Here is a 21,697-nt window from a genome sequence, read left to right as displayed (position 1 = left end):
GGGAAGGTCGGGATGGGGGTCAGCTACAGGCGACGCTGCAAGCGGAGAGAGCAGATCCCCACCCCCTTTGCTCTGCGAGCAAAGCGACCTCCCCTTTTCAAGGGGAGGTAAGAATGCATAGCCCGGATGCAGCCAACGGGTCGCGCGAACGCGCGCCCGATGACAGGCTCCGCGAAATCCGGGGATCGTGCCGCCGAGAGACCTTACCGGATTGCGCTTCGCTTCATCCGGGCTACGAAGCCACGAAATTAGAAGCCCGCTCGCCTCAGCCGTTCCTGAACGCGTAGGCGTAGCCGTTGAGCGCCGGTGCGCCGCCGAGATGGGCGTAGAGCACCTTCGATCCGGCCGGGAAATAGCCCTTCTGCACCAGATCGATCATGCCCTGCATCGACTTGCCCTCGTAGACGGGGTCGGTGATCATGCCTTCCAGCCGCGCGCTGAGCCGGATCGCCTCCTTGGTCTCCTCCGACGGCACGCCGTAGGCGGGATAGGCGTAGTCCTCGATCAGCACGACATCATCCTCGACGATGTCGCGGCCGAGCTCGACGAGCTTTGCGGTGTTCTGCGCGATCGACAGCACCTGCGCCTTGGTCTGCGCGGGCGTGAACGAACCGTCGATGCCGATCACGTTGCGCGCGCGCCCATCGGCGGCGAAGCCGACCAGCATGCCGGCATGGGTCGAGCCGGTCACCGTGCAGACGATGATGTAGTCGAACTTGACGCCGAGCTGGCGCTCCTGCGCGCGCACCTCCTCGGCGAAGCCGACATAGCCGAGCCCGCCAAATTTGTGCACGGAGGCGCCGGCCGGAATCGCGTAGGGCTTGCCGCCCGCGGCCTTGACCTCCTCGATCGCCTGCTCCCAGCTCTTGCGGATGCCGATGTCGAAGCCTTCGTCGACCAGCCGCACATCGGCGCCCATGACGCGCGAAAGCAGGATGTTGCCGACGCGATCATAGACCGCGTCCTCATGCGGCACCCAGCTTTCCTGCACCAGCCGGCACTTCATGCCGATCTTGGCCGCGACCGCCGCGACCATGCGGGTGTGGTTCGACTGTACGCCGCCGATCGAGACCAGCGTGTCGGCATTGGAGGCGATCGCATCGGGGATGATGTATTCAAGCTTGCGCAGCTTGTTGCCGCCATAGGCGAGCCCGGAATTACAATCCTCGCGCTTGGCATAGAGCTCGACCTTGCCGCCGAGATGCTTTGACAGCCGATCGAGCTTCTCGATGGCAGTCGGCCCGAATGTGAGTGGATAGCGCGCGAACTTCTCCAGCATGCTGGCATCCTCTTTGGTGGTCTGAAACGGCGGCCACAGCTATCACCCCAGGCGCGAAAGGTGCTCTCTAACTCAGCTTGCACAATTGCCGAAGATTGCCGGATCTGGCCCTGATGGTATATTTTCTCTCATGAAATCGACCAATAGTGAGAGATTCTTCCATGTCCGCCCGACTCGACCGCATCGACCTCAAGATGTTGAGATTGCTGCAAAAGAACGGCCGGCTCAGCAATGCCGAGCTGGCCGATCAGGTCGGCGTCAGCCCCGCCACCTGCCATCGCCGGACGCAAGCGCTGTTCGACGAGGGTTATCTCAGCGGCGTCCGCGCCATGGTGGCGCCGCGCAAGCTCGGCAAGGGCACGTTGGTGATGGTCGGCGTCGTGCTCGACCGCTCGACACCGGAAAGCTTTGCGAGCTTCGAGCAGGCGGTGGCGAAGCTCAAATGCGTGCTCGACTGCCACCTCGTCGCCGGCGATTTCGACTACTTCCTCAAGATCCGCGCCGGCGACGTCGACGACTTCAAGCGCATCCATGGCGATCAGCTGATCGCGCTGCCCGGCGTGCGGCAGACCCGCACCTTCTTCGTCATGAAGGAGGTGGTGGACAATGCGGCGCTGGAATTTTGAACCTGACGTGATCCCGACCCGGGCCGGGCGCCGCGAGCCGCCAGATCGGCCGGCCTGCCCGAGAGAAGTAATCCCTTCATCCGACTTGATGGCCGGCGCAAACCGGCGCAGTCTCTCACTAAATCCCCGCGGGGGGCGGGGGTCGCGCGCGGATGCGCGGGGGACATCATCCGCGGATGACAATCATGAACGCCACGGCGATCCGACTGGTCATTCCGTTGCTGGCACTTGCCGCCGGCGGCACGGCGGCGCTCGTCTTCGGCATCCGCCAAACCCAGCAAATCCTGGGCGGGAGCACGCCTTTGACGGCGACGGCACCATCCGCGCCAGCGGCTCCGGCGCGAGACCAAAACAAGACCGCGCTGGCAAAGGCGCAAACCGAGACCGCGGCCTTGGCCGACGTGCTGGCGGGACCGGCGCCAGCACCAGGCGGCGACGCGGTGCCGGAGTTCGACGTCGTCAACATAGAGCCGACCGGCGAGACCGTTGTTGCCGGCCGGGCGCTACCGGGCACGACGGTGGAACTGCTGCGCAATGGCGAGGTGCACGATCGCGTCGTGGTGGACAAGTCCGGCCAGTTCGTCATGGTCCCGCGCCCGCTTCCGCCGGGAAACTATGACCTCACCCTGCGCATGACGCGCGACGGTAAGCAGGTGACCTCCAAGCAAAGCGTGGCGGTGGCGCTCGAGGCTGCGACGCGGGAGCGGCCGATGGTGGCGCTGATGGCACCGGACAAACCGGTCCGCGTGCTGTCGCAACCTGCGGCCACGGCGCCGGCCGCTGGGAAAGTGGCCATCGAGGCCGTCGAAACCGAACCGGACGGCAAGCTCCATGTGAGCGGTCAGGCAGCTCCCGGCGCGACCGTCAGGCTCTATCTCAACGGCAGCTTGATCACGTCCGCGACGGCCGACGAGGCGGGACATCTCTCGGTCACGATCAACAAGGGCGTGACCGCCGGCAACTATCAGGTGCGGCTTGACGACGTCGATCCCAGCTCCGGCAAGGTCCGCGCGCGGGCCGAGGTGCCGTTCAACGTTCCGGACATGATGACGACCGCATCGATCCCGGCATCGCCAACCTCGTCCGGCCGCGCGGATGTGGTCAAACCGCAGCTCGCCGCGGCGGCAACCGCCACCGCATCCGATGTGAAGTCCCCCTCCGCCGTGATCGTGCCGAAGATCACGACGACCACCGTCGCCCGCGGCGACAGCCTGTGGCGGATCAGCCAGCGCGCATTCGGCGCCGGACAGCGCTACGCCGTGATCTATCGGGCCAACTCGCAGCAGATCCGCAATCCCAATTTGATCTATCCCGGCCAGGTCTTCGTCGTGCCGGCAAGGTGAGACCGGCCTTCCGCCAACGGTCACTTGCCGGGGGATTTCAGGAACGCCACGATCCTGGCGCGATCCTCCGCCGAACGCACGCCGGTATACGGCTTCATGCCGTTGCCCGACACCACGGCCTCGGGATCTTCGATGAAGCGCAGCAGCGTGCTCTCATCCCAGACGATGTCGGATGATTTCATCGCCTCCGAATAAGGGAAGTCCGCAACCGACCCGGCTTTGCGGCCGACGACATTGTGCAGGTTCGGGCCAACGCGGTTGTCGCCGTCCTTGACCGTGTGGCAGGTGCGGCAGGAATTGTTGAACGCCTGCTCGCCGGACACGCCCGCATCCTGACCATGGGACGGCGATGAGGCCAACGACATCAGCCCGCAAACGACGACGATGAATCCCGGCCGCATCGATCACTCCGTCGGCAATTGCGCCAGGCAAACAGGCGCGCGCAGCACCACGCCTCGGGTGCCATGCCGTCAACGCAGAGGCGGCGTGAAAGGTCCGCTCGCGGCAGGCCCCACATCTGGCGCAGATACGCACGCCGCACTAGATGTGCTGCCATGCCACACCCCGCCCTCGAGGATTTCGTCGCCGGCCACCAGCGCCTGTTTGTCCTGACCGGGGCGGGCTGCAGCACCAATTCCGGCATTCCTGACTATCGCGACAGCGACGGCAACTGGAAGCGGACGCGCCCGGTCACCATCCAGGCGTTCTTGGGCGAGGCGGCGACGCGGCAGCGCTACTGGGCGCGCAGCATGGTGGGCTGGCGACGGTTCGGCCGCGCCGCGCCGAACGGCGCGCATCGCGCGCTGGCCAAGCTCGAACAGCAGGGGCGCTGCGAGCTGCTGCTGACCCAGAATGTCGACCGCCTGCACCAGGCCGCCGGCAGCCGGCGGGTGATCGACCTGCACGGCCGATTAGACGTGGTGCGCTGCCTCGGCTGCGGCGCGACGATGCCGCGCGAACAATTCCAGCACGAGCTCGCGCAACGAAACCCCGCCTGGCTCACGCTCGATGCCGCCGACGCTCCCGACGGCGACGCCGATCTCGAGCAAGATTTTTCGTCGTTCGTGGTGCCGGCCTGCGAAGCCTGCGGCGGCGTGCTGAAACCCGATGTGGTGTTCTTCGGCGAGAACGTGCCGCGCGATACGGTCGCGTCGGCGCAGGCGCATCTCGAGCAGGCCGACGCCGTGCTGGTGGTCGGCTCCTCGCTGATGGTCTATTCCGGCTTTCGCTTCGTCCGGATGGCAGAGCAGCACGGCCTGCCGATTGCCGCCGTCAATCTCGGCCGCACCCGCGCCGACGAGCTGCTCACCCTCAAAGTCGAGGATAGTTGCGAGAGCGCGCTGGCGTTTTTGCTGTAGGTCGCTGCTCTCTCCACGTCATTGCGAGGAGCGATAGCGACGAAGCAATCCATCGAGCCGCCTATGCGGAAAAATGGATTGCTTCGCGGAGCCTGTCATCCGGCGGCGTCTTGCGCCGACCGGGTGGCTCGCAATGACGACGGGAGAATTATCGCACTACGCGCGGTGGCGCGGCGCCTTGGCCATCGGCATGTTGGCGTTCCAGTGCGTCCAGCTGACGCTGGCGAGGCTGCCGAGGTCCGTCGCCAGCGGGCGACGGGTCCGGCGCTCGTACTCCGCGATGCAGCGGCCCGACTCGCCGATCTTGCGCTGCAATTCGTCGATCGTCATCTGCGTCGCGCGGCCGCAATTGGCCTTGCCGAGCTGATCGGCCTCGATCGCCCTCAACGCCGCCCGCAGCTTCTTGAGCTGCGCGCGCTGCCAGGCAATGTGACTATCGCTGTCTGCCGTCATGTGGCCGCCACCATCTTCGATCGTTGCACGCCATTGGGAACCTCGATGTCGACCTCGAGCATCGAGACGAACTTGCCACGGTCCATCCGGACCACGACCTTGTCGGGGTCGACGTCGATATGCTTGGAAACCACGCTCAGGATTTCCGAGCGAAGTGTCTCCAGGAGATCTGGCGCGCCGGTCCGGCCACGCTCATGCGAAAGCAGGATCTGCAACCGCTCCCGCGCGACGGGCGCCGATGCGGCGCGGCCGCCGAACAGCCGCATTACGTTCATCATGCCGCCCTCCGTCGCAGTAGCCGATCCATCAGTCCCTTGCGTTGAACCGGCACGGTCATCTCCACCGCCTCGCCCATCAGGCGGCGCACCGCATCGGTATAGGCCCGCGCCGGCGCGCTGCTTGCTGCGTTCAGCGTGACCGGGCAGCCGACATTGGAGGCGCGCAGCACGTCCTGGCTTTCCGGGACGATGCCGAGCAAGGGGGTCGCAAGGATCTCCAGGATATCGTCGATCGAGAGCATCTCGCCGCGCGCCGCGCGGCCGGCATCATAGCGGGTGACCAGAAGATGCTTCTCGACGCGCTCGCCGCGCTCGGCGCGGACCGTCTTGGAATCGAGCATGCCGATGATGCGGTCGGAGTCGCGAACCGACGACACTTCCGGATTGGTGACGATAACGGCCTCGTCGGCGTAGCGCATCGCGAGCGTCGCGCCGCGCTCGATGCCGGCCGGGCTGTCGCACAGGATCCAGTCGAACTTGGTCTTGAGGTCGGCGATCACGTGCTTGACGCCCTCTTCGCTCAGCGCGTCCTTGTCGCGGGTCTGCGACGCCGGCAGCAGCCAGAGATTCTCCAGCCGCTTGTCGCGGATCAGCGCCTGCGGCAGCTTGGCGACGCCCTGCACCACGTTGATGAGGTCGAACACCACCCGACGCTCCGCGCCCATCACCAGATCGAGGTTGCGCAGGCCGACGTCGAAATCGATGACGACGACGTTCTGACCCATTTGCGCGAGCGCCGCGCCGAGCGCGGCGGTTGAGGTCGTTTTGCCGACCCCGCCCTTCCCAGACGTCACGACCAATACCTTGGCCATTCTCTCTCTCCTTGTGGTCGGTCAGTTCAATGGTGTAATGCGCAGCATTTCGCCCTCGAGCCACGCCTGGGCGGGCCGGTTGCGCAAGCTGTCGGCGATTTCTTCCGCAGTCTGGTAGTAGCCATCGATCGCGAGCAGCTCGGCCTCGATCCTCTGGCAGAAGATGCGGGCCGCCGAATTGCCGTTGATGCCGGCCATCGCGCGGCCGCGTAGCGTGCCATAGACATGGATCGAGCCGCCGGCGACGATCTCGGCGCCGGAGCCGACCGAGCCGAGCACGGTGACGTCGCCCTCGGCAAACACGATCGACTGGCCGGAACGGACCGGGCTCTCCAGCAGCAGCGACGGCAACTTGGTCTTGTCCTTGTCCTTGTTTTTTTCCTGCACCTGCGGCTTCTGCGGCTCGACATGGGTGATCGCGCAGGCCCTGCCGCCGGTCAGAAGCGGCGGCATGTTGGCGCCGAGCTTCGATTCGTCGACGCCCTCGATGCCGAGGATGCGGATGTTGCGCTCGCCGAGGCTGCCGATCAGATGCGCGATCGCGGTCTGGCTGAGATCGACCGCCGAGAGGTCGAGCACGATGGGCTTTCCGGTGAAGAAGCCCGGCGACTTCGCCAGCGTCGCGTCGATCTCGGCCAGCCAGGACACGACAGGCACGACCGGCGAGAAAACGAACGCAACGTAGGAACGGCCGCGCATGCGGACCTGCTGACGTGCGACCTGTTGAGTTGCGTCCATCGCCCCTGACTCGGTTGTCTTGTCGAATGGTTAACAATCGGACCGCATGGTTAATCAAAGGTTAACGCGGTCAGGGTTTTCACCGATTTGAGCAGCGCTCGCCCCGGGGCCCTCGAAACGCGCTTTGGCGTTTGAACAGGTGCGGAATTGGAGGAGATGCGGCCGCGTTTTTGAGCTGGATCAATTTTCTTCGCGCCAGTCGGGGTTATCATTGCGCGAGCGTTTGCAGACGACGTCATGACCCAAACCTACTGGATTGAGATCCTGCGGTGCCCGAAATGCCGACGCACGGGCCACGCTGAGCTTTCCGAGGTCGCCCCGCTTCGCAACCGAATTGTTCGGGTTTCGGAGGAATTCGAAGTTCGCGCCGACGAGCGCGGCGACGATTTCCAGTGCCGAGCCTGCAAGCTGCCAGCCCTGCCATGACAGCGGATGCCTTAACGCGCATCTGCCGATCACGCCGAAAATCATCGTTGTAGCTATTCCGCCTTGATATTCGCCGACTTGACGATCGGCCACCATTTCTCGACCTCGGCGACTGCCTCAGGTCGATCACCCGGACGAGGTCGACGCCGCAATCAAACTCCACCTGCGGGAGTTCGCGCCAACGGCGTGAGGCGCCACTTGGCGGCGGCGAGCGGCGCGAGCTTGCGTCGGACGCAGCTGAGCGCGCGATGTATTTGCTCTACGCCCGCCGAAGACCCGCGACGTCGTCGCGGGCCTTCCGGGAACGGCTATGCCGATCAGTGGACCGAGCGGTCGGTGCGGGCAGCGGCCCGCGCGGTCGTCATCTTGTTGCGGGGCGTCAGAACGCTGAGCTGATGCGGCGTCGCCGATGTGGTCGCAACAGGCGCCTGCTCGCGGGCGTTGGCGGCGCCAATCACGCCGGCCTGCACCGCCGAGATCGGCAGACCCGCAGCCTCATAGGTCGGAAGCTCCGCAGCGGACGCGGCGGTTGCGATCGCGAGAGCGGCGGCAAGGGTGGAGAGGGAAATCTTGATCACGGAAGGCTCCTCAGTGGCACGTGATAAGCAGAGTTAGTCAGCTATTATTGCAATGCAATATCAATGTTGCCGCACCGCACAAATAATTGATCGCCGGCGTCGCTGGCGAGCACCACGGGCCGTCGTGAAAATGCTGCTCGTTAGCTTCGGGTGCTAGGCATTGCCGCACGCTTCCCTGACCATCCGAGAGATCTCGGCGCGTCCGGTGGTCCGCAGCCGTTTCCCGCTGGTCGGCCGCCTGCCTCAGCTTCTGTAACGGCGTGATTGTATTCGCGGTGACGAGCGGCGCTCTCTGCTTCCCGCCAGCCGCTTGCCATTGTCTCGAAATCACGATGACCGAATCGCTGGCTCATTGCCGACAAGCCAACACGAATTCGGCTGGTCTCCTCTGTCGACCCGATGCGTCGCTCGACCTTCCGAACCGATGATGGTGCAGGTCCACGTCGGGGTACCCAACAATGATGATCCGCCCTCCTAGAATAGCGGCTTGCCGTCCGCCTCACCGTGGTGCGATGACACCACTTTGATGCGTCGAGCTCGTCGCAGTCGTCGGAATGTTCGCCTCATCCGGAGACACCAATGCCGCGGTATTTTTTTCATATCCACGGCGGCCATTCAGTGCTCGATGATGTCGGCCTGGATCTTCCCGACATTTTCGCCGCACGGACGACGGCGATTGAACTGAGCGGCGAGATACTCAAGCACGACGTGACGGAGCCATTCTTGCGTCATCTTCGCTGGCATGTCGAAATCAGCGACAGCCCCGAGCCGGGCGGCCAGTCACTGTTCGTCCTTCAGTTTTCCATTGCGGCATGAATAGCAGCGAACGCAGCGCTCGCTTGCGGCGCCTCGTGGCCATCTTCAAACTTCGCGATGGAACGAAGCATGCAAGCTTGATGTCCAGGAGGAGTACTCTGAAAGCCCCGGCGACACGCTGAGCGAAAGCTGCAATTCCCGTCCATTGCGGACGGACCAATCGCCGGCCTGCTTTGGCTCGCAGAAACCAATCACGACTACACAATGGAGAAGAAGCTTTCTGCCGATCAGCTTTCAGATATCACCGCCTGGTGTCTCGAATTTGTATTCGCGCCTAGACCTGACCTCGGAGGTCCCGCATGACAGCAAGGCACATCTGGTACGTCTCCTTCATTGATCAACGCGATGCTCCGCCCGACAGGCACGCACGAAGGACTGCGACATTCGTATCCGAACAGGATGCGAAGCAGTTCACAAGGAAACTGGCGGAGGACCAGCGCATCGAGAGACTTTCAGCTGGAACGATCAACCCGTACCGGCCCAAACGGGTCATCGGATCCAGAGACATTGGCCAGTGGCTTGGCAAAACCTAGCCCGCCATGGTGATCCGCAGTTGAGCTTGCCCCCATCGTGCAACGACGATCCATCTCTTTAAAACGGCCGCGCCTGAAGAGTAGTTGCGAATGCGAATGATGAAACCAGGTTACTGCGCTCTTGCTGAACCACAAGGGATGACGCAAACCGTATTCCGATGCTTGGCTTGGGGTTTGATCCTAGGCCTCTTCATCGTCACCGATACACCGCTGGCATTCCGTCCGCACACGTTGATATCGGCGAACATCGATCGTTTTGCAGCTCTGTTCATTATCGGGGTCGCCTTTTCGCTCGCCTATCCGAAGCACGTGCTGCCAATCCTGCTCGTCCTTCTCGCTATCGTCGTCGGCTTCGAACTCATCCAAAGACTGCTCCCCGACAGACATGGATACGTAAAGGACATGTTCGTCAAAGGCGCCGGCTGTTGTGCAGGCGTTTTCATCGCAACTGCCTTGAGACGCTCGTTTTCCGCAATCTCCAGGCGGACAGACAGCCCGTTGGCCTAGCGGGGATGATCATCGCGCATGAAGCTCGATGAAAAACGCCGGTCCGTCGCCGCTATTCGACGGATGGAGACCCGGTCGGCCCGGAATATGAGACGGCAAGCGTAGCAAGGACGGTCCTGTTGCTGATCTCGAGCTTGCGGAAGATGTGGTGCAGATGAACCTTGATGGTACCGTCGGCCACCTTCAGACGGCGGCCAATCTCCTTGTTCGACAAGCCCTCCGACACCAAACGCATGATCTGACGCTCGCGGTCCGTCAGCACCGCAAGATATTTCTCCGGGATCGTCGTTTGCGCATAAGGGATGGCTTCTTCGTACGAGGGCGGAGGCAATGTCTTCTGGCCGTCGGCGACTTGCCGCAACGTCTGCAAGAGCGTTTCGGGCTCCTCCTCGCTCAGAAGAACACCGCAAGCTCCCGCTGCTGCGAGCATGGCGAGATCGCGATCCTCAACCGAGGCGGCAAGAAACACGAGCCGCACACCAAGCGCCCCGGAGTTTGCGACCTCGAGCATGGCCTGCCCAGAAATGTCAGGCATCGACATGTCCAAAATGGCGATGTCGGGCGCGAGGCTCTGTATTGCCTTGAAGCAGCTCGCAATATCATTGCAGCGAGCAACAACTTTGAAATCACGCTCTGCTTCGAGCAGGCAGTTCAGACCCAATAAAACGACTGGATATCTACTGGCAATGACTACACGACTGAAATGCATTTCCGATCAACCCTCAATCCCCCTCAGTTCAGATCGGCGCCCATGTCATTAATAAGCTACTCCAATATGAGATATTTCAGTAAGGTTTTGTTGTCGTTTGGTCCCGTGAATCTACCGCCTGGAGCGCGCCGATAACCAGATTCCACAACGCGTAATCGCAGCGACGATCCGAGGCACCCTCAGCGAGTGCCTGTCGACCGGGACCGAGAGACCACCCTCGTCAGTTTGGCGGCCCCAAATGCCTATAACCAACGGTATATAGGGATATTGGGGATTAGCATCTAACATTCTTAAATATTTTCGGAGTGAGTTAAGCGCTTTTCGTCCCAGGTTTGTTCTATCGACCGAATCTGAGGAAGCTTGTTTTTACGTCGTTCTTTTCAGCTGGGCGGGCCACCAAAAATGAATCGGGTTCAACCCTTCAACCGCTTGTATCATTGTAGCGTCCGGGAGAGTTTCCATGAGACGACGATATCCTTTTGCCATTGCACTGGTTGGTGAAAATAGTCTTCGCAAAGAAGGCCTTGCAAGAATTCTAAATTCGGAGAATTTCGTCCTAACCTCGATATACGACGCCGATGATTGGCCCAGCGATGAGGCGCTTCAGAAAGCCCCCGCGAGTCCGTCATTGTTCCTCATCGTTCATAGTGGCGATGATTTTCGCCCGACAGTCGAGCAAATCGACTCGTTCAAGCGCCGTCACGCGGATGCACGTGTCGCAGTTGTCGCGGATCACTTTCATCTGAATGATCTGGTTGCCGCATTCCGAGCCGGCGCCACCGGATATTTCATCGACGTGATGAACTGCGACGCGTTCATCAAGTCCATCGAACTCGTCATGATGGGTGGGACGGTATTCCCGCCGGCATTCTTGGAGTCCGCTCTCGAGACCGAGAAACGCGAGGTGGACGATGCTCCTGTACCCAACGATGACGATCATGCCGTCGCAACGGCAGATGACACGCTGGCTCAGCAACTTTCGCCGCGGGAAGTTTCAATTGTGCAGTGCCTGATTGAAGGCGATTCCAACAAGTGCATTGCGCGCAAGATCAAGATTGCCGAAGCCACGGTGAAGGTTCACATCAAGGCGATCCTTCGCAAGATTCGGGTTCAAAACAGAACGCAGGCAGCAATCTGGGGATTGAACCATCGATCTGCGGCTTGGTCGAGAAACAGCAGTTCGGCGCATCAGATCGTTGACGTAACCGAGCGGCTCCTCCCATCTGGCCGGGAAATTCCCAAGATTGCGAGAGCGGGCCGGCCGGCGCCACTTGGCGCGATCGACCATGCGGAGAACTACTTCGAAGTCTCCCTCGCCAACGGCCATACCCGCAAGGACATGAGCTCAAAAGCCGACGGGGCGATCCGACTGCGGAAATAGCTGAGACTCGTCCGGTCTGGCGCATCGGCATCACCGCGCGGGATGATTTCCCGCGCGCGGTGAGCATTGACCACGCAGACGCGAAACGGAAGCGGAAATGATCTTGTTGACCGGCGGTGCCGGCTATATCGGATCCCACATCGCTGTCGCCCTACTCGACGCCGGGCTCGATGTCGTCGCGGTCGACAATCTTTCCAACAGCAACAGCGCCTCTCTCGAACGGATACGAGCCATCTGCGGGCGATCGGTCATTTTCCGGCATGCCGATATTCGCAATGAAGAGGCGATCTACCAGATCCTGCGCGCCCACGACGTGACTGCGGTCATTCATCTCGCCGGCCTCAAGGCGGTGGGCGAGTCCAGCGCTCAACCCATCACCTATTACGACAACAACGTCGTGGGAACGATGCGGCTCGTGTCGGCCATGACGCGAGCATCCGTCAAGACGCTGGTCTTCAGTTCATCCGCAACCGTTTACGGGACACCCGCGTACCTGCCGCTGGACGAGAAGCATCCCGTCGCACCGATCAATCCGTACGGCCGCACAAAATACTTCATCGAAGAAATACTGAAGGACCTTCATGAGTCCGACAAGGATTGGCGGATTGCCATCTTGCGCTACTTCAATCCGGTTGGCGCCCACGAAAGCGGACTGATCGGAGAAGATCCCCTGGATGTGCCGAACAATCTGTTGCCTATTGTGGCACAAGTGGCGATCGGACGACGTCCGACGGTGCATGTTTGGGGAAACGACTATGATACTCCGGACGGCACCGGGATCCGCGACTTCATTCACGTTGTCGATCTTGCATCCGGACATCTGAGCGCCCTTAGCCAACTGAGACAGCCCGGCCTTCTGACGGTCAATCTCGGAACAGGAAGCGGCAGTAGCGTCATGGACGTGATCCGGACATTCAAGGAAGTGAGTGGCCGGCCCGTGCCGTATGTGATCGACCAACGCAGGGTCGGTGACGTCGCAATCTGCTATGCCGATCCAACTCTCGCGAAGAACCTGTTGGGCTGGACATCAGCGCGATCGCTGACACAGATGTGTGCCGACCATTGGCATTTCCAGATGAAGAACCCGAATGGCTATCGCGGCGCGTAGTCGGCGAGAGCGATCTCCGTCTTCGAGAATTTCCGTCTTGTTCGAGGCCTGTTCAATCCCGAGCAAGCCGGACGACTGCTCGCATCGGCGAGCTCAAGTCGCGCCGCCGCCTGGTTACGCCACCACTCAGCAATGGTCGCAATCGGCAGGATGGCAGGATGACGCACCGAATATTGGCTAATCCCTAATTGCCGCCATCACTTGCTGTACAGCAAGGCATCTTCGGGAGCGGCGCGCTATGGTTGTGCGAGCCGACTTACGTTGTTCAAGGTAGGACGGAATGCTTCTGGACAACGAGACGCCTGCCGCCACCATGTGTTCCGAGAGCTTCCACGCTCGCGACCATGGGGAGTCGGAAGCCCGGCTCACAATAAGCCAGGTCATAGGTCGAACTGCCAGTCGGTTTCCGAACCAGCCGGCGATCGTCTCGAGCGCTTTCGAGCCTCTGACATACAACGGTCTTGAACGCCAGTTGAACGCAATCCGCCGGCGGCTGCGCTTGGCCGGTTTCGATTGTAATACCCGGATCGGGGTCTTGATGCCGAACGGCCCGGAGGCGGTTCTCGCCATCGTGGCAGTCGCCTGCTGTACCGTCGCGGTGCCCCTCGACCCACGCCTCTCCCTGCCTGAAATCGAGCAGCGCCTCGACATGCTCAACTTGAGCGCCCTCGTTGTGCTGCAGGGCAGTGCCCCTGAAGCTCGCCAGGCCGCAGCACGCAGAACGCTTGCCGTCATAGAAGCCGCTCCGGTCGGACAGGGCCAGCTTGGACTCGAGATCGCCGTGCAAGTTGCCGGCTCCCCTGCCATCGACGCCGAGCCGGATCCGCGCTCCCCCGCCTTCATTCTGCAGACGTCGGGCACGACCGCGCAGCCGAAGCTCATTCCGTTCAGCCATGACAATATGCTGGCGGCGGCCGAACGCCTTCAGGCCTGGTTCGGCCTCACGTCCCGGGACCGATGCCTGAGCGTGTCGCCCCCCTACTATTCCCATGGGCTCAAAGTGACGGTCTTCACGCCGTTGCTGACGGGAGGCAGCATTGCCATCCCGGCGAACAGTGCCGTCGTCGCACTCGATGAGTGGTTCGATGTCTTGCGGCCGACCTGGTACTCGGCAGGCCCGACGCTTCACACCACGGTGCTGGACAAGGCACAAAGCCTCGAGAATGCACAGCCGGCGCACACTTTGCGGTTCGCGATGTCGGGCGGCGCGCCGCTCCCGAGGGCCGTGCAGGACGGCCTGCAACACGCTCTCGGCGTGCCGGTGCTCGAGCATTACGGCTCCAGCGAGGCGGCCCAGATCGCCGCCAACCAGCTGCCGCCTGGTCCGAACAGGCCGGGCACCTGCGGAAGACCCTGGCCCGATACCGTGGCCATCGTTGGCGAGGATGGACATCCCCTGGCAGCCGGCGAGCGCGGAGAGATCTGGATTCGTGGACCGACCGTGACGTCGGGCTATCTCGATGCGCCGGAACTCAATCAAGCCGCTTTCACGAAGGGTTGGTTTCGCACCGGCGATATCGGCAGCCTCGACGAAGACGGCTTCCTTTCGCTGCACGGCCGCCTGAGCGAGCTGATCAATCGCGGTGGTGAGAAGATTTCTCCCGCCGAGATCGAGGCCGCGCTATTGCGACATTCGGCCATCGCCGAAGCTGCGGCCTTCGCGATCTCGCATCCGCGCCTGGGCGAGGACGTCGCAGTCGCCATCGTCCCTCATCGCGGCGCGCAGGCGAGCGCTGCGGAGCTTCGCCTGTTCCTTCAACGCGAGCTGGCCTCGTTCAAGATTCCGAGACGCATTCTGACGCTCGACCATCTGCCGAAGGGGGTGACGGGAAAGGTTCAGCGGCGACGTCTGCGCGAGCTGGTCGACCGGCCACGGGGGCACCAGGCGACGACGCCGGCGCCCGTCGCGAACGGGCCGTTGAATTTGGAAGCCGAGTTGCTGCCCCTCTGGCGCAGGCTGCTCAAGAACGAGGCCGTGACCGTTGACGATGATTTTTTTGCCAGCGGTGGAGACTCCCTTCTCGCGATGGAGATGCTGATCGAGGTCGAGCGGCTCGTCGGCTATCCCGTGCCGGAAACCATCATGTTCGGGGCAGAAACCGTCCGGCAATTTGCCGCAAGGGTTTCCGCACCAACGGACACGTGGACGACGCCGTTCTTCCAGCCCCATGCGCCTGGCACGCGGTCTCCGCTGTACTTTTTCAACGGCGACCTTGTCAGCGGCCACGCGAGTGTGCGGCGGGTGGTAGAGCTTCTGGGGCCGGATTATCCGATCATCTCGATCAATCCCCACGGTCTTCATGGCGAGCCGATTCCGGGCTCGATCGAGGCGATGGCCGCCGACCGCCTGCCGTTCATCCTGGCAAGGCAAGCGAGCGGTCCCTTTCTTCTGGGCGGCAAGTGCAATGGCGCCATGGTGGCGTTCGAAGTGGCCCGCCAGCTGATGGCTGCCGGCCACACGGTTGATTTGGTTACGATGGTGGACCCGCCGACCGTCAGTGCCCGTCCAATGCCACGGGCGATCCTGGGGCTGCTGAAGCCGCTGGTTTCGCCTTATCTCTTGCGTTGGACCTTCGAGCAAATGGTGAGACTGGAGCGATACCTGAAGCTTCCGGCGAACGAACAGCCTGCGATCGCCAAGGTCGCAATTCCAACGGCGTTGTGGGACGCTCATTCAATCGCAATGGCGCGGTATTGTCCGGCGCCGCTCGAGATCCCGGTGGCCTTTTACGCGGCCGACCACGATGGCCGAGCGTGGCGGCATCTCAGCCCTCAACTGGAATTGATACAGGTGCCCGGCGGACATCCGGGCTGCCTGTTGATCGGTGCGGAACTGCTCGTGGATCACCTGCGGCGGAGATTTGAAAAACTCGCCTCGGGATCGAGCGCCACGTGAGAAATCGGACGTCAGCCATGACACGCCCCGATGAGCGGGCGGAGCATCGAGGCCATCGGACGCCGAAGGCCGGAGCGCGCTGCACCAGCCTCGAACCCGGTCGATCACAGCTTCACCTCGGCACAGTTGCTGCGCTGGCACAAGCAGCTACCGTGGGTAATCAGAAAGGGTCCGCGCCTCGATCGAATTCCGGATATAGTTGCCGTCATCGGCCTCCGCCGAGACAACGGTCAGAGACGCCCAACCAGGACGTGTCTGCCAGAGGGATATCCGCGCGTGACGAGCCATCCATCATCGGATCTTGCGCGAACATTGCAGCTCGATCCTTCGGTATTCCCGTCACGTCGCGCATTCAGCCCTCCGGCGTTGGAACGGGAAAGCATGCCTGAGACGGTTACCGATGTCAGCCTGGATGCCCTGGAGAGCATTGCGTGGCTTGAATCCTCATGGAAGGAGCTCGAAGCGCGAGTGACTCACTCGTTCTTCCTGTCCTGGCTCTGGATCGGCACTTGGGTGCGGCATATCCCGGATGGCGCGCGACCACACGTCCTCGTGGCCCGGTCATCAGGCAAGATCGTTGGCCTGGCGATTATTTGCCGGCGGAGGGCGTGGAGTCTCGGGCCGCATGCGCGGACGCGCTGGCTGCTCAATGAAACGGGAGATACTCGCTTCGACCGATTGTTCATCGAGTACAACGGTATTCTTGCAGAGCAATCCGATGCCATCATATCCGCAGGCCTCAATGCGTTGACGTCCCGCTTGCACCGCTCGGATCAGCTGGTGCTCTCCGGAATTGATCCGGACCTTGAGGCGACTGCCAGTCGCGCCGCAGGCCGGGCCGGGCTCGTGACCGAGGTGAAAAAAGCTGATGCGGCATTGTGGGTCGATTTTGCCCCGGTCCGCCAGCGCGGGGGGGATTATCGCGCCACATTGGGCCGCAGTACGCGCCAGGCCGTAAACCGCGCCATGCGGCTGTATGCCGAACGCGGCCCCGTTGAACTCCGGATCATGGAAACGACGACGGAGGCCCTCGCCGCATTCGAATTGCTGGGCGACTTTCATCGGTCGCGATGGGGACGCAGGGGAGCCTTCGCCAATCCCGGCTTCCGTCCGTTTCACGAGGAGCTGATTGCGCGCGGAGTCCCGACGGGGGCCGTTCGTATCTCACGGACGCTGGTTGGGAACGAGACAATTGGGGTCGTGTACAATTTCGTGCATGACGGCCGTGTCCTGAACTACCAGAGCGGCTTTCTCTATGAGAGCGATAGCCGGCTCAAGCCCGGGCTCGTCAGCCATGTGCTGGCTATTGAGGACAGCATTGCACGCGGGGAAAGTGGCTACGACTTCCTGGCCGGTGGCGGCGGGCACAAGTCCCATCTGGCCAACAGGGAGCAGGCCATGGCGTGGATCGCTGTCGGCAGAGACAGTCCAGAGCGCCACATCGAGGCCAAGCTCCGCAGTGCCAAGCGGATGCTACGGACCATTGCCACGAATCTTCCAAAAAAGACCGCGGCTCTGTATTCCGTATTCGGGGCTGGCTCCTAGTCGATCGGTTTGGGCTCCTTGGCGAGAACCAATGTCCAGGTCAGCGATGTGGCCATGTCGGTGCTTCTCCCCCTCTGACTGCCGGCCGGGGCAGGCGCTGACGCCTGGACTGCATCCATTGACCGTCTAGCGGTCCGATTCCCCCAGGAATATTCCCCCGCTTGCGCTTTTGGCGGAAGGACGCGGCACTTTGCCACCAGGTCACTCAACTCAAGCAGTCCGATCCGTGGCACCGGACGGGAACTGGCAAAAAATGGGTAATTACGATGGTCCATTGAGCCATGGCGGTGCGCGATTAAAATTTCAATCAGCAGTCCGCTCGAATGCCCATCGCAATACCGTTCGCAACCTACCGGCGGCAATCCGGATCGAGGCTAATAGAAAGCAAGTTGTGATGGCTTTTCGCACGGGTGCCTGTGAACAGAGCGAGTGGGAAAATAGTCGTTCCTTTGACGGGCGAGGCTATCGCAAACTTGAATGTGGGGCTCGCGGAGCCGGCACCGCCCCTTTGAGCTTTTTGGACAAAGCAGTTGAGCTGAGACCCGGGGTCATCACGCCGGTTCTCGAGCATGATGGTCTGGAGGTCCTGGCATTCATGCTCCATGTGGAGCAGGACGTCATCCGGGAGCTAAGCGCTTGCCTCAACGAGGAAGAACATCGGCGCGCCGCGGGATTGAGATTGGAGCGCGATCGCCGCCGCTTCATTGTTAGCCGCGGGCAGCTGCGCCAGGTCCTCGCTTCCAGACTGAGAATTTCGCCTTCAGAGATCGAGCTGGAATATGGACGGCTGGGCAAACCCCACCTCTCCCGCCGCATGCCCGCCCGCGACGTGCGCTTCAGCGCCTCGCGATCTGGAGAAGTAGCGGTCATCGCCCTCTCGATCAGGCAAGAGGTCGGCGTGGACATCGAGGCAATCCTCCCTGTGCCCGAAGCGGACGAGATCGCAGCGCTCTGCCTTTCCACCTCCGAATACGAGTCCTACGCCGCCCTCGATCCGGAAGACCGGCTGGAAGGCTTCCTCCAGCGTTGGACCCGGCTGGAGGCTGTCTCCAAGGCGCTGGGGTGTGGCTTGGGACAGCCGATTTCCTGGGATGAAAGGGATTGGGCTGTCCGAAGCTTCGTACCGCAACCTGGATATGTTGGGAGCGTGGTCGTCCGGAAATGAACTGTCATCCGGAGTCGAAGTCACCGCGATGGCGCACGGAACAGGAAATGTCAGCTTCATCGATGAAAAGCCCGATGTCAGCGCACGTGATGCAGTTTTCGGAGCTGCTCGCAGACCTCGCGGTCAAGGACATCAAGGTCTGGGTGGATGGCGACCGGCTGCGCTGCAACGCCCCGGCCGGCGCGCTGACGGCGGAGCTTCGCGATCAGTTGCAGGGGCGGAAGGGCGAGATCATCGCGTTTCTGAACATGGCCACAGCCGCGGCCAAGCAACCGTCTGCAATCGTTCCGTTGCAGTCTCGCGGCACACGCATACCCATTTACGCAGTCCCCGGTCATGTCGGGGCACCGTCCTCATTCCTGGACCTCTCGAAGCACCTGGGCGTCGATCAACCGTTCTACGCCCTCCAACCGCCTGGCTTCGATGGGCAGAGCGAGCCGATGGATCGCGTCGAAGATATCGCCGAGTACTTCGCCCGCCAGATCGTCGAATATCAGCCGACCGGTCCGTACATCATCGTCGGCTATTGCTCGGGCGCTCCAACAGCTTTTGAACTGGCGAGAATCCTGGGACAGCGCGAGTCCGAGGTCTCATGCGTTGCGCTGTTTGGCCCGCTTCACCCCACCACCTATGGGGAATGGCCGCGCCGGCTGTATTTCATTGCCAGGGGCAAGGCGGAATCGTTCCTGCATGAGACAGCGAAGCTGCCGACATTCGGCGCCCGTCTCCGATATTTCGGCAGTCGCCTGCGCGAGCACGTCCGCGCCCTCGTACCCCTCGTTGGCAAGAGCAATGAGCCTGTCGCGACAGACCCGGTATTGGCGAGCAGGGCTCTGCTCAAATCCACGGCGATCGCGGCTTTTCAGCGCTACACTCCCACTCCGTATTCCGGTCGGGTTTGCATCATCCTTCCCAACAAAGCCTGGCTGCGATCGGGCGCCGCGCCACACCGATGGCTACAAGTAGTGCCGCATGCCGAATTTTACTTCGGGCCCGATGACTGCAACGAAGCCTCGATGCTGATGGAACCTGACGCACCTGCCATCGCAGACCTCTATCGCCAGGCAACCCAGAAGCAGAACACGTGATTTTCGTTTTTAGTTTTCCCGACGGGAGCGTATTTCATGAACGAAGTCCTACCTATCGCGCCGGAGGGCGTAGCGCTTCCCCTGCTGAAGGATTCCGATCATCAGGCGCTGGTTGTCGATTACAACGCCACGGCGGCACGCTATCCGTCGGACAAGACGATCATCGATCTCTTCCGCGACCAGACGACGCGTAGTCCTGACGCTGAAGCGATCCGCTTTGGCGATGCAACGCTGACCTACCGGCAGCTCGACGAACGCTCCAACCAGATGGCCGCGTATTTGAGCTCGACCGGCGTGGGCCCGGGCCGGATTGCCGTTGTCTTCATGGAGCACTCCATTGAAGTCGTCGTTGCGATCCTGGGCGTGCTGAAGTCCGGCGCGGCCTATGTGCCGGTGGATGCGGCAACGCCGAAGGGGCGTATCACAACAATCCTGCAGGACATTTCCAACGGGACCGACGGGCGGGCGCCCGTGGCGATCACCCAGTCGAGCCTGCGTTCGGGCATTGCCGCGAACCTTGCCGAAATTTTCGTGCTCGACGCCGATCTCGAGTCGATCTCGAATCAGCCGGCCTCGGCCCGACCGTCCGCTGCCACGCCGGACGGCGCCGCCTATATCATCTTCACCTCCGGCTCGACCGGCACTCCCAAGGGCGTCGAGATCGAGCACCGAAGCCTGGTGAACTACATCTGGTGGGCCGCCCGGGTGTACAGTTCCGGCGAAAGTCTCGCATGGCCCCTTTTCTCATCTCTCGCATTTGACCTGACGGTCACAACGCTCTTTACGCCACTCATCACCGGCGGCCGCATCGCGGTCTATCTTGGCGATCCCGGAGTGCAGAGCATGGTCGTGCTGAAGGTGATCGACGACAATGCAGTGGATATCATCAAGCTGACGCCGGCGCATCTCGCGATGATCCGCGACCGCAATCTAGAGACCACAAGACTGCGCAAATTCATCGTGGGCGGTGAGGACTTCAAGGCCGCGCTGGCTCGCGATATCACCAACGCTATTCCCCATCCTGTCGAGATCTACAACGAGTATGGACCAACCGAAGCCACGGTGGGCTGCATGATTCACCGCTTCGACACCGATCGGGATCAATCCGCATCGGTGCCGATCGGCGTTCCGGCCGCGAATGCGGGCATCTACGTCCTCAGCATAGAATATCAGCCCACCGGCCCCGGGATTATCGGTGAGATGTTCATTGCCGGCGACGGTCTCGCGAGAGGTTATTTCAATCGCCCCGATCTGACCGACGAGCGTTTCCGCACGGTCACCGATCCCCGAGATGGGCGCTCGAAGCTGCGGCTCTATAAGACGGGCGATCTCGCCCGCTGGAACTCGGAAGGACGCCTGGAATTTCTCGGCCGCGCCGATCATCAGGTGAAGGTCGGCGGCACCCGTATCGAGCTCGGCGAGATCGAAGCACGGCTTCTCAAGCACCCGGACGTTCAGGAATGCGCCGTCGCCGCCTCGATGACGAGAGCAGCGACACAGAAAACGACCCAAATCGGCCATGGCGAACCGTCGACGCCCGAAGACGGCATCGCACGACTTGTGGCCTACTATGTTGCGTCGAAACCCCTGACCGTGGCGGACCTGCGCGCGCACCTCGCCGAAGAACTGCTGGAGTCCATGATTCCGACGCACTACGTTCGCCTCGAGCGGATGCCGCTCACGCCCAACGGCAAGATCGACCGCTCATCGCTTCCCGAGCCGACGGCGGAAAACATCCAGCCGGCGCAGGTCTTCGCCGCCCCCTCGACAGAGACCGAGAAGGCGCTGGCCGCTCTATGGTGTCAACTCCTGAAGCTCGAGTCGATCGGACGCCACGACAACTTCTTCGAACTGGGCGGGGAGTCGCTCCTGGTGGTGCGGGCGGTGTCGCGCATGCGAAAGATCTTCGGCGTCGACGTGCAGCTTCGCAACCTCTTTGAGCGGCCGACACTGGCCGAACTGGCGGAAGTCATCGACGGAATGCGCTGGGTGGCCGATTCCAATGCCCCTTCCCTCTCGGAGGGACCGAGAGAGGAGGTCGAACTCTAGCCGGAAGGT

The 21,697-nt window shown here is 62.1% G+C and carries 21 protein-coding genes; 12 read left to right on the top strand and 9 right to left on the bottom strand.

Annotation, left to right across the window (positions count from 1 at the left end):
- Window positions 1–265 precede the first annotated feature (265 nt).
- On the bottom strand, window positions 266–1,279 hold the full coding sequence (locus tag ACVWZM_RS20620; RefSeq protein ID WP_057021182.1) for a 1-aminocyclopropane-1-carboxylate deaminase: 1,014 nt from the start codon (window positions 1,277–1,279) through the stop codon (window positions 266–268).
- Between the two features lie 161 nt (window positions 1,280–1,440).
- Between ACVWZM_RS20620 and ACVWZM_RS20615 the strand changes: the two genes are divergently transcribed.
- Together ACVWZM_RS20615 and ACVWZM_RS20610 are read left to right on the top strand one after the other, a co-directional pair.
- Entirely contained in the window at window positions 1,441–1,905 is a 465-nt protein-coding gene (locus tag ACVWZM_RS20615) for an Lrp/AsnC family transcriptional regulator (protein ID WP_057021181.1), read from the top strand.
- A 185-nt stretch (window positions 1,906–2,090) separates the two neighbouring features.
- Window positions 2,091–3,248 (top strand): Ig-like domain-containing protein, encoded by a 1,158-nt coding sequence (locus tag ACVWZM_RS20610; protein WP_456854504.1) that lies wholly within the window; start codon window positions 2,091–2,093, stop codon window positions 3,246–3,248.
- A gap of 20 nt (window positions 3,249–3,268) precedes the next feature.
- On the opposite strand, the gene ACVWZM_RS20605 is transcribed toward ACVWZM_RS20610, so the two are convergent.
- A complete protein-coding gene (locus ACVWZM_RS20605; RefSeq protein WP_229189985.1) occupies window positions 3,269–3,649 on the bottom strand; it encodes a c-type cytochrome in 381 nt (126 codons plus the stop codon).
- Window positions 3,650–3,802: 153 nt separating this feature from the next.
- Here ACVWZM_RS20605 and ACVWZM_RS20600 point away from each other — a divergent pair, with 153 nt between their 5' ends.
- On the top strand, window positions 3,803–4,606 hold the full coding sequence (locus ACVWZM_RS20600; protein ID WP_076834846.1) for an NAD-dependent protein deacetylase: 804 nt from the start codon (window positions 3,803–3,805) through the stop codon (window positions 4,604–4,606).
- Between the two features lie 156 nt (window positions 4,607–4,762).
- On the opposite strand, the gene ACVWZM_RS20595 is transcribed toward ACVWZM_RS20600, so the two are convergent.
- The 6 genes from ACVWZM_RS20595 to ACVWZM_RS20570 form a co-directional block, all read right to left on the bottom strand.
- Window positions 4,763–5,059 (bottom strand): hypothetical protein, encoded by a 297-nt coding sequence (locus ACVWZM_RS20595; RefSeq protein ID WP_057021179.1) that lies wholly within the window; start codon window positions 5,057–5,059, stop codon window positions 4,763–4,765.
- Window positions 5,056–5,334 carry a cell division topological specificity factor MinE gene (minE, locus tag ACVWZM_RS20590; RefSeq protein WP_026192121.1) on the bottom strand — a complete coding sequence of 93 codons (279 nt, stop codon included), beginning with the start codon at window positions 5,332–5,334 and terminating at the stop codon, window positions 5,056–5,058. Before minE ends, ACVWZM_RS20595 begins: the two co-directional genes overlap by 4 nt.
- Window positions 5,334–6,149, bottom strand: a complete 816-nt coding sequence (gene minD / locus ACVWZM_RS20585; RefSeq protein WP_057021178.1) for a septum site-determining protein MinD — start codon at window positions 6,147–6,149, stop codon at window positions 5,334–5,336. Before minD ends, minE begins: the two co-directional genes overlap by 1 nt.
- 21 nt (window positions 6,150–6,170) lie before the next feature.
- Window positions 6,171–6,887 carry a septum site-determining protein MinC gene (gene minC / locus ACVWZM_RS20580; RefSeq protein ID WP_028335249.1) on the bottom strand — a complete coding sequence of 239 codons (717 nt, stop codon included), beginning with the start codon at window positions 6,885–6,887 and terminating at the stop codon, window positions 6,171–6,173.
- 180 nt (window positions 6,888–7,067) lie between these two features.
- Window positions 7,068–7,409, bottom strand: coding sequence for a hypothetical protein (locus ACVWZM_RS20575; RefSeq protein WP_456782899.1), 342 nt, complete (start codon window positions 7,407–7,409; stop codon window positions 7,068–7,070).
- Window positions 7,410–7,630: 221 nt separating this feature from the next.
- Complete coding sequence (locus ACVWZM_RS20570) at window positions 7,631–7,891, bottom strand: hypothetical protein (RefSeq protein WP_076834843.1); 261 nt, start codon at window positions 7,889–7,891, stop codon at window positions 7,631–7,633.
- A gap of 579 nt (window positions 7,892–8,470) precedes the next feature.
- On the opposite strand from ACVWZM_RS20570, the gene ACVWZM_RS20565 reads away from it, so the two are divergent.
- Window positions 8,471–8,707, top strand: a complete 237-nt coding sequence (locus tag ACVWZM_RS20565) for a DUF6894 family protein (RefSeq protein ID WP_028335246.1) — start codon at window positions 8,471–8,473, stop codon at window positions 8,705–8,707.
- 623 nt (window positions 8,708–9,330) lie between these two features.
- Window positions 9,331–9,747 (top strand): VanZ family protein, encoded by a 417-nt coding sequence (locus tag ACVWZM_RS20560; RefSeq protein ID WP_083715236.1) that lies wholly within the window; start codon window positions 9,331–9,333, stop codon window positions 9,745–9,747.
- Between the two features lie 52 nt (window positions 9,748–9,799).
- Here the strand turns inward: ACVWZM_RS20560 and ACVWZM_RS20555 are convergent, their stop codons facing one another.
- On the bottom strand, window positions 9,800–10,456 hold the full coding sequence (locus tag ACVWZM_RS20555; protein ID WP_225162391.1) for a LuxR C-terminal-related transcriptional regulator: 657 nt from the start codon (window positions 10,454–10,456) through the stop codon (window positions 9,800–9,802).
- Between the two features lie 460 nt (window positions 10,457–10,916).
- Between ACVWZM_RS20555 and ACVWZM_RS20550 the strand changes: the two genes are divergently transcribed.
- The 7 genes from ACVWZM_RS20550 (at window position 10,917) to ACVWZM_RS20520 (ending at window position 21,688) form a co-directional block, all read left to right on the top strand.
- Window positions 10,917–11,837, top strand: coding sequence for a LuxR C-terminal-related transcriptional regulator (locus ACVWZM_RS20550; protein ID WP_057021175.1), 921 nt, complete (start codon window positions 10,917–10,919; stop codon window positions 11,835–11,837).
- 97 nt (window positions 11,838–11,934) lie between these two features.
- Complete coding sequence (gene galE, locus ACVWZM_RS20545; protein WP_456854502.1) at window positions 11,935–12,945, top strand: UDP-glucose 4-epimerase GalE; 1,011 nt, start codon at window positions 11,935–11,937, stop codon at window positions 12,943–12,945.
- A 280-nt stretch (window positions 12,946–13,225) separates the two neighbouring features.
- Window positions 13,226–15,841, top strand: coding sequence for an AMP-binding protein (locus ACVWZM_RS20540; protein ID WP_456854500.1), 2,616 nt, complete (start codon window positions 13,226–13,228; stop codon window positions 15,839–15,841).
- 381 nt (window positions 15,842–16,222) lie between these two features.
- A complete protein-coding gene (locus ACVWZM_RS20535) occupies window positions 16,223–17,386 on the top strand; it encodes a GNAT family N-acetyltransferase (RefSeq protein ID WP_076834834.1) in 1,164 nt (387 codons plus the stop codon).
- 253 nt (window positions 17,387–17,639) lie between these two features.
- The gene (locus ACVWZM_RS20530) at window positions 17,640–18,551 is read left to right on the top strand and encodes a 4'-phosphopantetheinyl transferase family protein (RefSeq protein WP_244559022.1); all 912 of its coding nucleotides are present in this window, start codon (window positions 17,640–17,642) and stop codon (window positions 18,549–18,551) included.
- A gap of 47 nt (window positions 18,552–18,598) precedes the next feature.
- The gene (locus ACVWZM_RS20525; RefSeq protein WP_244559021.1) at window positions 18,599–19,639 is read left to right on the top strand and encodes a thioesterase domain-containing protein; all 1,041 of its coding nucleotides are present in this window, start codon (window positions 18,599–18,601) and stop codon (window positions 19,637–19,639) included.
- 36 nt (window positions 19,640–19,675) lie between these two features.
- Entirely contained in the window at window positions 19,676–21,688 is a 2,013-nt protein-coding gene (locus ACVWZM_RS20520; protein ID WP_456854497.1) for a non-ribosomal peptide synthetase, read from the top strand.
- Window positions 21,689–21,697: the final 9 nt, after the last annotated feature.

It is taken from the genome of Bradyrhizobium sp. USDA 4501, from assembly GCF_054062115.1.
Note: the sequence above shows the minus strand (reverse complement) of the source record. Positions and strands in the feature narration are given on the sequence as shown.

Coding starts and splice junctions, on each gene's coding strand:
- galE (WP_456854502.1), top strand. CDS start 11,935: ATGATCTTGTTGACCGGCGGTGCCGGCTATATCGGATCCCACATCGCT.
- ACVWZM_RS20550 (WP_057021175.1), top strand. CDS start 10,917: ATGAGACGACGATATCCTTTTGCCATTGCACTGGTTGGTGAAAATAGT.
- ACVWZM_RS20560 (WP_083715236.1), top strand. CDS start 9,331: ATGCGAATGATGAAACCAGGTTACTGCGCTCTTGCTGAACCACAAGGG.
- minD (WP_057021178.1), bottom strand. CDS start 6,149: ATGGCCAAGGTATTGGTCGTGACGTCTGGGAAGGGCGGGGTCGGCAAA.
- ACVWZM_RS20575 (WP_456782899.1), bottom strand. CDS start 7,409: ATGGTGGCCGATCGTCAAGTCGGCGAATATCAAGGCGGAATAGCTACA.
- ACVWZM_RS20595 (WP_057021179.1), bottom strand. CDS start 5,059: ATGACGGCAGACAGCGATAGTCACATTGCCTGGCAGCGCGCGCAGCTC.
- ACVWZM_RS20520 (WP_456854497.1), top strand. CDS start 19,676: ATGAACGAAGTCCTACCTATCGCGCCGGAGGGCGTAGCGCTTCCCCTG.
- ACVWZM_RS20525 (WP_244559021.1), top strand. CDS start 18,599: ATGTCAGCTTCATCGATGAAAAGCCCGATGTCAGCGCACGTGATGCAG.
- ACVWZM_RS20610 (WP_456854504.1), top strand. CDS start 2,091: ATGAACGCCACGGCGATCCGACTGGTCATTCCGTTGCTGGCACTTGCC.
- minC (WP_028335249.1), bottom strand. CDS start 6,887: ATGGACGCAACTCAACAGGTCGCACGTCAGCAGGTCCGCATGCGCGGC.
- ACVWZM_RS20530 (WP_244559022.1), top strand. CDS start 17,640: ATGGGTAATTACGATGGTCCATTGAGCCATGGCGGTGCGCGATTAAAA.
- ACVWZM_RS20605 (WP_229189985.1), bottom strand. CDS start 3,649: ATGCGGCCGGGATTCATCGTCGTCGTTTGCGGGCTGATGTCGTTGGCC.
- ACVWZM_RS20565 (WP_028335246.1), top strand. CDS start 8,471: ATGCCGCGGTATTTTTTTCATATCCACGGCGGCCATTCAGTGCTCGAT.
- ACVWZM_RS20535 (WP_076834834.1), top strand. CDS start 16,223: ATGCCTGAGACGGTTACCGATGTCAGCCTGGATGCCCTGGAGAGCATT.
- ACVWZM_RS20540 (WP_456854500.1), top strand. CDS start 13,226: ATGCTTCTGGACAACGAGACGCCTGCCGCCACCATGTGTTCCGAGAGC.
- ACVWZM_RS20620 (WP_057021182.1), bottom strand. CDS start 1,279: ATGCTGGAGAAGTTCGCGCGCTATCCACTCACATTCGGGCCGACTGCC.
- minE (WP_026192121.1), bottom strand. CDS start 5,334: ATGAACGTAATGCGGCTGTTCGGCGGCCGCGCCGCATCGGCGCCCGTC.
- ACVWZM_RS20615 (WP_057021181.1), top strand. CDS start 1,441: ATGTCCGCCCGACTCGACCGCATCGACCTCAAGATGTTGAGATTGCTG.
- ACVWZM_RS20555 (WP_225162391.1), bottom strand. CDS start 10,456: ATGCATTTCAGTCGTGTAGTCATTGCCAGTAGATATCCAGTCGTTTTA.
- ACVWZM_RS20600 (WP_076834846.1), top strand. CDS start 3,803: ATGCCACACCCCGCCCTCGAGGATTTCGTCGCCGGCCACCAGCGCCTG.